The sequence below is a fragment of the Candidatus Sodalis sp. SoCistrobi genome, from assembly GCF_900143145.1.
GTDB lineage: Bacteria > Pseudomonadota > Gammaproteobacteria > Enterobacterales > Enterobacteriaceae > SoCistrobi.
This window is the reverse complement of the sequence record NZ_FRDB01000115.1, coordinates 1-9,240: the sequence shown is the minus strand read 5'-3', so window position 1 is coordinate 9,240 and position 9,240 is coordinate 1. Positions and strand designations below refer to the sequence as shown.

Here is a 9,240-nt window from a genome sequence, read left to right as displayed (position 1 = left end):
TGCTCATGCTGAGTTTCCAGCACTAGATTAACTGCCCGTTCACGGACTTCCGGAGAGTAACGTTTGGTCGTTGTCATAGAGACCTCCACTTTTAAAGTATAGACTCTAATTTATCCGGGGTGATTCAGACATGGACTTCATGAACCTGAACCAAACCGCGCACGGCGGGCGTGAATTCGGTTTTATCGGCGCCCGTATGCAGCTGGCGCATCAGGTGGTGGTGGGCCATTGGCGCGATCCCCGTACCCACACGGGCATCAGTGACTGGATGCGCGCGGCGCTCGGCCGTCAGGAAAGCCAGCAACTGATCGTTGCCCGTTTTGGCGACAATATGCGGGAAGTGGCCGTCACCGAAGGCAACAAGGTCAGCGCCCAAATCCAGTTCGGCTATTCAGTAACCGCCTATGTGCTGGGGGATCTGGTGTCGGTGGTGGATGCGGTCAGCGACGCGACGGCGATGTGGCTGCGCTTATCGACGAATATGAATCACGCTATATCCTGACGCCGGCAGTGCAAATCGGCGGCGAACGGCGGGAGAATCTGTTGGATGCGGCGCGCATTGAGCTTGGATTACAGCGCTTTTTAACACAAACCGGCTGTCACGCCTTTACCACCAACTTTGAAAATCTGCACGGGCTAAAGCAGTTGCCGGGACTGGCGGTGCAGCGGCTCATGGAGCAAGGCTACGGCTTTGGCGGCGAAGGCGACTGGAAAACCGCCGCCCTGCTGCGCATCTGCAAAGTCATGGCGGCGGGACTGCCAGGGGGGACCTCGTTTATGGAGGATTACACCTATCATTTCGAGCCCGGTAACGATCTGGTGGTGGGCTCGCACATGCTGGAAGTCTGCCCAAGCATCGCCCGCGAGGAGAAACCCCTGCTGGATGCGCAGCATCTCGGCATCGGCGGTAAAGCCGACCCGGCGCGCCTGCTGTTTTCAACGCCCGCGGGACCGGCGGTGGTGGCCTCGGTTATCGATCTGGGCGCCCGCTTTCGCCTGCTGGTCAATGTGGTGGATACCGTCGAACAACCGCAACCCCTGCCCAAGCTACCGGTGGCGCGCGCGGTCTGGCGCGCCCAGCCGTCGCTGGCGGTCGCGGCGCAGGCCTGGATCACCGCAGGCGGCGCGCATCATACGGTATTCAGCCAGGCGCTTACACTTGAACCGCTGCGTTTGTATGCGGAAATGAATAATATTGAATTAATGGTGATTGATAATGAAACGCGGCTGCCCGATTTTAAACAGGCGCTGCGCTGGAATGAACTTTATTATAAACTGGCGGCGAGTTAATGCTCTGAATAACATTATCCTTTAATAGCCCCTGGCGCGCCGTTATCCATTGCGATGGCGGCGCTGTTATTTTGCTGTGGGCACGAAAGAGCCGTATTTTCTGCCTTTGCCCGGCTTTATTCTGGCCGAATCGATGCCAACGAGGCTATTTTCCCGGGTTTTTCGTTTTTTTGACAGGAATTTCTGGACAGCCCGGCGGCACAGAATATACTACGATGCTTATATTCCCTTCCCTGAAAGCGCGACATGACTGCCCACGATTATTTGCTGAAGTTTCGTAAGGTCAACACATCTGAAAGTCTGGAAAAGCTATTTGATCATTTAAATTATTCTCTGACCGATGATGATGAAATTATCAACATGTATCGAGCTGCGGATCATCGTCGCGCCGAATTAGCCGCCGGCGGTCGCTTGTTTGATCTCGGGCAGGTACCGAAAGCCGTGTGGCGGTACGTGGTGTGACTACGCCATCCACCACGCTCACGCCGCGTCCTATCGGGGGCTGGCTCTGGGCGGTCATCGCCTGGCTGGGTATGACGCTTTTAAGCGCCACGGCCATTTTACTGGTGTATCTCTGGTTTTTAATAAAGCACGGCGGTCCTCTGACGCCGGCCGGCATCGCCAGCCTGCTGACCTCCGGCGCAATGTGGCTGTTCACCTTCTGGCTGTTGCGTTTGCTGTTTCGCCGCTCCCGGCGGTTTCCTCGCCTGCTTGTGTTGTGGCTGCTGGTGGGCGTGCTACTCGGCATTAAAACCTTTGCCTTCGCCCCGGTTAGCGACAATCTGGCGCTACGGGTGCTATTCCCCCCCGTCTTGGCCGCAGCGCTGTTGGTGCCTTATATCAAACGCTCGCAGCGCGTACGTCAAACCTTTATCCTGCGCTGAGTCGACGGCGGGTTTCTCTCCCGCCAGTGCAGGGGGCCGAAAGCCGCGCCGATCGGCGCAACGCCGGTCTCCCTGCCCACGCGCTCATCGCCGGCGCCACCGGGTCTTCGCACGGAAATTGTGCCCGCGTGCGCGAATGGGTTGTCGAACGCCCGCCGATGCCGGATAATGCCCATTGTTTCTTGTGTAGGTATGGCAATGAATGGTTACCTGATGCTGTTCATCGGCACCGTGCTGGTGAATAACTTTGTGCTGGTCAAATTCCTCGGTTTGTGCCCCTTTATGGGGGTCTCTAAAAAAGTGGAGACCGCCCTGGGCATGGGTATGGCCACGACCTTTGTCATGACGCTGGCGTCGATTTGCGCCTGGCTTATCAATGATTTTATTCTGCTGCCGCTGAACATTCCCTATCTGAGAACGCTGGCGTTCATTTTTATTATCGCGGTGGTGGTGCAGTTTACCGAACTGGTGGTGCGTAAAACCAGCCCGGCGCTCTATCGCCTGCTGGGCATCTTTTTGCCGCTGATTACCACTAACTGCGCCGTGCTGGGCGTAGCGCTGCTGAATGTGAATGAAAACCACAATTTTCTCCAGTCCGCGCTGTACGGCTTCAGTGCCGCCGTCGGCTTCTCGCTGGTGATGGTATTATTCGCCGCGATTCGCGAACGGCTGGCGGTGGCGGATGTTCCGGCGCCCTTTAAGGGCTCGTCGATCGCGCTCATTACCGCCGGGTTGATGTCGCTGGCCTTCATGGGCTTTACCGGGCTGGTGAAGGTCTGATGCTGACGTTCTGGCTGGCCGTCGCCGCCCTTAGCGCTCTGGCATTGTTGGCCGGCGCGTTGCTGGGCTTTGCCGCCCGCCGTTTTCAGGTAGACGCGGATCCGGTAGCCGAGCGCATTGATGCCCTGCTGCCGCAAAGCCAATGCGCCCAGTGCGGCTACCCTGGTTGCCGTCCTTATGCCGAAGCGGTCGCCGGCGGCGCCCCTATTAATCGATGTGTGCCGGGCGGCGAGGCGGTAATGTTGAAAATCGCCGCCCAGCTCAGCGTCGACCCCCAGCCGATGGAGGGCGAAGCCGCCGCAAGACCTGAGACGCGCGTAGCCTGGATAGACGAAGGCAACTGTATCGGCTGCACCAAATGCATTCAAGCCTGTCCGGTGGATGCCATCGTCGGCGCCACGCGCGCCGTACATACCGTGGTGAGCGATCTGTGCACCGGCTGCGATCTCTGCGTGGCACCCTGTCCCACCAACTGTATTGAAATGCGGCCACTCGTCGTTACGCCCGCCAGCTGGAAGTGGGATCTGCACACCATACCCGTCACGGTTATCCAGCAGGAGCAACATGTTTAACTTATTGTCTGCCCTGCGCAAACAGCGACTGTGGGATTTCCCGGGCGGTATCCATCCCCCTGAGATGAAAAGCCAGTCCAGCATTGTCCCCCTACGGTCAGTGCCGCTGCCTGACAGGCTAATAATCCCCCTGAAACAGCATTTGGGCCCCGAAGGGGAATTGCGGGTAGCGCCCGGCGATGACGTGCTGCGCGGTCAGCCATTGACCGCCGGCAGCGGCCGGACGTTGCCGGTGCATGCCCCTACTTCCGGCACTATCGCGGCAATAGCGCCGCATCGGACCGCGCATCCATCGGGCCTGGGGGAATTGAGCGTCATCCTGCTGCCCGACGGCGAGGACCGCTGGATCACGCGCCAGCCGCTGGCGGATTTCCTTCACTGCTCACCAGCGCAGTTGCTCTGCCGCATTCATGACAGCGGGATCGCCGGTCTGGGCGGCGCAGGCTTTCCCACCGCAGCGAAACTCGGTGACGGCAAGCACGGGGTGGAAACCCTGATCATCAACGGCGCCGAGTGTGAGCCTTATATCACCGCCGACGACCGATTGATGCAGGAACATGCACGTGACATTGTCACCGGCATGGCAATTTTACAGCATATGCTGCAACCCCAGCGCCTATTGCTGGGCATTGAGGATAATAAACCCGCGGCGATTGCCGCCTTGAAAGGCGCACTGTGTGAGCGCCCTATCGGCGAGCTGCGCGTCGTTCCGACCAAATACCCCTCCGGCGGCGCTAAACAACTGACCAAAATTTTGACCGGCAAAGAAGTCCCTGCGGGTCAACATTCCGCCGCTATCGGCGTGGTCATGTTGAATGTGGGCACCGTCTATGCCATCACGCGCGCGGTGATTAATGGAGAAGCGTTGACCGAGCGCGTAGTGACGCTGACGGGCGAGGCGCTGGCGCGGCCGGGCAATGTCTGGGCGCGAATCGGCACCCCGGTGAGCCACCTGCTCGCCCACGCCGGTTTCACCCCCGACGCCGAGCCGACAGTGATTATGGGCGGGCCGCTGATGGGCTTCACCCTACCGGCGCTGGAAGTGCCGGTAGTCAAGACCAGCAACTGCCTATTAGCGCCGTCCGTTAAGGAGCTCGCGCCGGCGGAACCGGAGCAAAGCTGTATTCGCTGCAGCCGTTGCGCGGACGCCTGTCCGGCCAGCCTGCTACCGCAGCAACTTTATTGGTTCAGCCGCGGGCAAGAGCACGATAAGGCGCGCCAGCATCACTTGTTTGATTGTATCGAATGCGGCGCCTGCGCCTATGTATGCCCCAGCAATATCCCGCTGGTGCACTACTATCGCCAGCAGAAAGCGGAAATCCGCGCGCTGGACGATGACGCCCGGCGTGCGGCGATGGCCAAAGCCCGCTTTGAAGCCAAACTGGCGCGGCGCGAGCGGGAAAAACAGCAACGGCTTGCCCGCCATCAGCAGGCCGCGGTGACGCTGGATGACGCCGCCGCCATTGCCCGGGTGAAAGCCCGTCGGCAAGCAGTACCAGACGGCCCGGACGCCAGCGCGCAAATCGCACCGGCGGCGCCCGCCGATCCTTCCGCCGACGTCGCAGGAGACAGCACTGATCCCCGCAAAGCCGCCGTCGCCGCCGCTATTGCCCGGGTGAAAGCCCGTCGCCAAGCAGTACAAGACGGCCCGGATGCCAGCGCGCTCATCGCACCGGCGGCGCCCGCCGCTGGTACCGCCGACGTCGCAGGAGACAGCATGGATCCCCGCAAAGCCAGCGTCGCCGCCGCCATTGCCCGGGTGAAAGCCCGGCGTCAAGCCGCCCAGGGAGCGGCCGGGCACCCTTCGCAGCCACCCCCGGCGCCACCAAACGTTGGCGCTCAGGAAGCAAGTGACAACGTCACGAAAACGGCGACCGGTCTTACCGCGCCTGATGGCCCGCTTACGCCGCCAGCAGACAATCTCAGCGCAGGGGCGACGAGGACACCCGCGGCCCTTGATCCGTTCGCGCCCGGGAACCGCGACGTGAACACTATCGATCCGCGCAAGGCCGCCGTCGTCGCCGCCATCGCACGGGTGAAAGCGCGTCGCCAGGCCGCCCAGGAAAGTACGGTTCTCCCAAATCGGGTTGACGCCGCGCCAGACTGCGCTGAGAATTCCACTTTAAGTGACAACGTCACCACATCTATGACGGCGACGTCAGGGCCTGCGGGCAACGCCGCCGGTGCGATGCCACCGCCTCCTCAGGGCGCCAGCGCCGCAGCAACCGCCCGGCAGAAGGCGGAAAAGAACCTTCCCGCCGCGACCACAATTTCGTCTGAAGAGGACTAAATGGCGTTTAGAATGGCAAGTTCCCCCTTCACCCATGACCGGCAGAGCACCCGGCAAATCATGATTCAGGTCATGGCTGCTTGCCTGCCCGGGCTGGTGGCGTTGGCCTATTTTTTTGGCAGCGGCATTGTCATTCAACTGGCGTTAGCCTGTGTGACGGCACTGATAGCCGAAGGCATTGTGCTCACACTGCGCCGTCAACCGCTGGCCCCCCGGCTTGGCGACGGATCCGCCCTGCTTACCGCCCTGCTGCTGGCGCTGAGCCTACCGCCGCTGGGCCCGTGGTGGATGATAGTGCTGGCGACGGCGTTTGCTGTCGTCATCGCCAAGCAGCTCTACGGCGGTCTCGGCCATAATCCCTTTAATCCGGCGATGGTGGGGTATGTGGTGTTGTTGATTTCCTTCCCGGTGCAGATGACCAGCTGGTCGCCTCAGCAAAGCCTGCTGTTGCATCCGGTTTCACTGACCGACAGTCTGGCGCTGATTTTCACCGGCGCCACGCCGGACGGACTGACGCTCGCGCAATTGCGCGCCACCGTCGATGGCGTCACCCAGGCCACCCCGCTCGACGGTTTTAAGACCGGCCTGCGCACCGCCGCGCTGACGGCATCCCATTATCGTTGGGATTGGCAGGCCAGCGCAGGATGGACGTGGGCAAACATTGGCTTTTTAGTCGGTGGGCTATATCTGATCTGGCGGCGGGTCATCAGCTGGCACATTACGCTTAGCGTGCTTGCCGCCATGCTCATTGGCGCCGGGCTCGGGCACTGGCTGGCGCCGGCGGTCAGCGCGCCGCCTTTACTGCACCTGTTTTCCGGCGCTACGATGCTGGGTGCGTTTTTCATTGCCACCGATCCGGTCACCGCCGCCACCACCGTCAGGGGACGGGTGATCTTTGGCGCGTTGACGGGTCTGTTGGTATGGCTAATCCGTACCTGGGGAGGTTACCCTGATGGCGTGGCCTTCGCCGTGTTGCTGGCCAATATCTGTGTGCCGTTGATTGACCACTACACTCAGCCACGCGCATATGGCCATCGCTAAGGAAGGTAGGATGTTAAGGACAATGAGGAAGCATGGCATCACCCTTGCCCTATTCGCCGCTCTGGCTACCGGGCTGACGGCGCTGGTCAATGGTTTGACTACCGGCACCATTGAACGGCAGGCGGCCAGGCAGCAAATGCAATTGCTGGATCAAGTCGTGCCGCCGGATTTATACAATAATCAGCTGCTGGACGAATGCTATCTGGTGACCGATCCGGCGCTCGGCAGCAACGCGCCGCACCGTCTTTACCTGGCGCGCAAAGACGGGACACCGGTCGCGGCGGCAATCGAGACCACCGCGCCGGACGGCTACGCCGGCGCCATTGATTTACTGGTCGGTGCGGACTTTCAAGGCAACGTTTTGGGCGCCCGGGTGACGCGCCATCATGAGACGCCGGGGCTGGGGGATAAAATCGAACTGCGGCTGTCGGATTGGATTACGCATTTCAGCGGCAAATCGCTGCGCTCGGATAACGACAAGAGCTGGGCGGTGAAGAAAGACGGTGGTATGTTCGATCAATTCACCGGTGCGACGATCACGCCGCGGGCGGTAGTGAATGCCGTCAAGCGCACCGCCGGTTTTTTGAAAAAAAACTTGAACACGCTGGAAAGGATGCCGCTTTGTGGAGAGCAGCCGCATGAATGAAGCAAAACGCGTCCTCCTGGAAGGTCTGTGGCGCAATAACTCGTCCCTAGTGCAATTATTGGGCCTGTGTCCGCTGCTGGCGGTATCCAACACCGCTACCAATGCGCTCGGGTTGGGGCTTGCCACGACGTTAGTGCTGGTTTGCACCAATACCGCGGTGTCGGCTATGCGCCGCTGGATCCCCGGCGAAATCCGCATTCCGATCTATGTCATGATTATCGCCTCGGTGGTCTCGGCGGTACAGATGCTTATCAACGCCTATGCTTTCGGCCTTTATCAATCTCTCGGCATTTTCATCCCGCTTATCGTGACCAACTGCATCGTTATCGGCCGGGCGGAAACCTATGCCTCGCAGCGGCCGCCGGCGCTGGCGGCGCTGGATGGGTTGGCCATCGGGCTCGGCTCGACCTGCGCGCTGCTGCTGCTCGGCGCCCTGCGCGAACTGCTGGGGAACGGCACGCTGTTCGACGGCGCGGACCAACTGCTGGGCGCATGGGCGCGGGTGCTGCGCATCGAGGTATTCCATACCGATACGCCCTTTTTGCTGGCCATGTTACCGCCCGGCGCGTTTATCGGCCTGGGGTTTCTGCTGGCGGGGAAATACCTTATCGATCAACGCATGAAAGCCCGGCGGCCAAAGGCGGCCCAACCGGTAGTGCTGCAACAGGGACAGCCTTTAGCCGATGAATAAGAGCAAGCGTTATGACATTCTGTGTCGCCTGCGGGCGGATAATCCCCACCCCACCACCGAGCTAATCTACCGCTCACCTTTCGAGCTGTTGATTGCGGTCCTGCTCTCCGCTCAAGCGACCGATGTCAGCGTCAATAAGGCCACCCGCCAATTATTCCCGGCGGCCGACACACCGCAGGCCATGCTGGCGCTGGGCGTGGAGGGCGTCAAAAGCTATATTAAATCGATAGGGCTATTTAACACAAAAGCGGAAAATATTATCAAAACCTGCCGCCTGTTGTTAGAACGCCACCAGGGCGAGGTGCCGCAAGACCGGGCAGCGTTGGAAGCACTGCCCGGCGTCGGGCGCAAAACCGCCAATGTGGTGTTGAACACCGCTTTCGGCTGGCCGACGATTGCGGTAGACACGCACATTTTCCGTGTCGCTAATCGCACCCGCTTCGCGGTGGGTAAAGACGTGGAGGCGGTGGAACATAAGCTGTTGGACGTGGTGCCGGGGGAGTTTAAGGTGGATTGCCACCATTGGTTTATCCTGCACGGCCGCTATACCTGCATCGCCCGCAAGCCGCGCTGCGGCTCCTGTCTGATTGAAGATTTATGTGAGTACGACCAGAAACATTATCCGCAATAACGTCCCCGGGCGTGTCGGCCGGCGGTTACCTACCCCCCGGCCGGGAGGCTGTAAAATAATCTGTGTAAATGGCATTTTTAGCAAAACCTTTAAAGGACTACAAAATGCCTATCAGCAACGATCTTATTGACCAATTGCTCCAGGATTGAATAACCCCGAGTTTATTAGAGAGTAATTTTGGCAATACTACGCCGCTTCCTCTGATGCTAATTGCAAAGCGTAATAGTTCATTTCGGCTTCAGTAGGAGGGATGTAACCCAGCCGCCCGAGCAGCCTTCTGTTGTTGTACCAGTCCACCCAGTCCAGCGTGGCCAACTCCACTTCCGTCCGGTTTTTCCAGCTCCCGCGGTGGATAACCTCCGTTTTGTACAACCCGTTGATACTCTCTGCCATCGCATTATCGTAGGAGTCGCCG

At 59.9% G+C, this 9,240-nt stretch carries 10 protein-coding genes and 1 pseudogene; 10 read left to right on the top strand and 1 reads right to left on the bottom strand.

Annotated features, from left to right (window positions below; translation table 11 throughout):
- Positions 1-127: 127 nt before the first annotated feature.
- From CINSTRO3249_RS09200 to nth, 10 genes and pseudogenes are all read left to right on the top strand, one after another.
- Positions 128-1,290: pseudogene (locus tag CINSTRO3249_RS09200) on the top strand (L-arabinose isomerase); the annotation flags it as partial.
- Between the two features lie 246 nt (positions 1,291-1,536).
- Complete coding sequence (gene ydgT, locus CINSTRO3249_RS09195; protein WP_074013062.1) at positions 1,537-1,752, top strand: transcription modulator YdgT; 216 nt, start codon at positions 1,537-1,539, stop codon at positions 1,750-1,752.
- Entirely contained in the window at positions 1,749-2,174 is a 426-nt protein-coding gene (locus CINSTRO3249_RS09190) for a DUF2569 family protein (RefSeq protein WP_074013061.1), read from the top strand. Before ydgT ends, CINSTRO3249_RS09190 begins: the two co-directional genes overlap by 4 nt.
- Before the next feature lie 198 nt (positions 2,175-2,372).
- On the top strand, positions 2,373-2,954 hold the full coding sequence (gene rsxA / locus CINSTRO3249_RS09185) for an electron transport complex subunit RsxA (RefSeq protein ID WP_011411275.1): 582 nt from the start codon (positions 2,373-2,375) through the stop codon (positions 2,952-2,954).
- Positions 2,954-3,526 carry an electron transport complex subunit RsxB gene (gene rsxB / locus CINSTRO3249_RS09180; protein ID WP_074013060.1) on the top strand — a complete coding sequence of 191 codons (573 nt, stop codon included), beginning with the start codon at positions 2,954-2,956 and terminating at the stop codon, positions 3,524-3,526. The genes rsxA and rsxB overlap by 1 nt, the downstream gene beginning before the upstream one ends.
- Positions 3,519-5,816 carry an electron transport complex subunit RsxC gene (gene rsxC / locus CINSTRO3249_RS09175; protein ID WP_074013059.1) on the top strand — a complete coding sequence of 766 codons (2,298 nt, stop codon included), beginning with the start codon at positions 3,519-3,521 and terminating at the stop codon, positions 5,814-5,816. Before rsxB ends, rsxC begins: the two co-directional genes overlap by 8 nt.
- Positions 5,817-6,857, top strand: coding sequence for an electron transport complex subunit RsxD (gene rsxD / locus CINSTRO3249_RS09170; protein ID WP_074013058.1), 1,041 nt, complete (start codon positions 5,817-5,819; stop codon positions 6,855-6,857). It abuts the gene before it with no gap.
- 10 nt (positions 6,858-6,867) lie between these two features.
- Positions 6,868-7,503 carry an electron transport complex subunit RsxG gene (gene rsxG, locus CINSTRO3249_RS09165; protein WP_074013057.1) on the top strand — a complete coding sequence of 212 codons (636 nt, stop codon included), beginning with the start codon at positions 6,868-6,870 and terminating at the stop codon, positions 7,501-7,503.
- On the top strand, positions 7,496-8,194 hold the full coding sequence (locus CINSTRO3249_RS09160) for an electron transport complex subunit E (protein WP_074013056.1): 699 nt from the start codon (positions 7,496-7,498) through the stop codon (positions 8,192-8,194). The genes rsxG and CINSTRO3249_RS09160 overlap by 8 nt, the downstream gene beginning before the upstream one ends.
- Complete coding sequence (nth, locus tag CINSTRO3249_RS09155; protein ID WP_074013055.1) at positions 8,187-8,825, top strand: endonuclease III; 639 nt, start codon at positions 8,187-8,189, stop codon at positions 8,823-8,825. The genes CINSTRO3249_RS09160 and nth overlap by 8 nt, the downstream gene beginning before the upstream one ends.
- Before the next feature lie 186 nt (positions 8,826-9,011).
- Here nth and CINSTRO3249_RS09150 read toward each other — a convergent pair.
- Positions 9,012-9,240 (bottom strand): integrase core domain-containing protein (locus CINSTRO3249_RS09150; RefSeq protein ID WP_143146879.1); only part of this gene is annotated, 229 nt, incomplete at its 5' end.

Excerpts from the sequence above, each read along its gene's own strand:
- rsxD (WP_074013058.1), top strand. The coding sequence starts at position 5,817 with ATGGCGTTTAGAATGGCAAGTTCCCCCTTCACCCATGACCGGCAGAGC.
- ydgT (WP_074013062.1), top strand. The coding sequence starts at position 1,537 with ATGACTGCCCACGATTATTTGCTGAAGTTTCGTAAGGTCAACACATCT.
- nth (WP_074013055.1), top strand. The coding sequence starts at position 8,187 with ATGAATAAGAGCAAGCGTTATGACATTCTGTGTCGCCTGCGGGCGGAT.
- rsxA (WP_011411275.1), top strand. The coding sequence starts at position 2,373 with ATGAATGGTTACCTGATGCTGTTCATCGGCACCGTGCTGGTGAATAAC.
- rsxG (WP_074013057.1), top strand. The coding sequence starts at position 6,868 with ATGTTAAGGACAATGAGGAAGCATGGCATCACCCTTGCCCTATTCGCC.
- CINSTRO3249_RS09160 (WP_074013056.1), top strand. The coding sequence starts at position 7,496 with ATGAATGAAGCAAAACGCGTCCTCCTGGAAGGTCTGTGGCGCAATAAC.
- rsxC (WP_074013059.1), top strand. The coding sequence starts at position 3,519 with ATGTTTAACTTATTGTCTGCCCTGCGCAAACAGCGACTGTGGGATTTC.
- rsxB (WP_074013060.1), top strand. The coding sequence starts at position 2,954 with ATGCTGACGTTCTGGCTGGCCGTCGCCGCCCTTAGCGCTCTGGCATTG.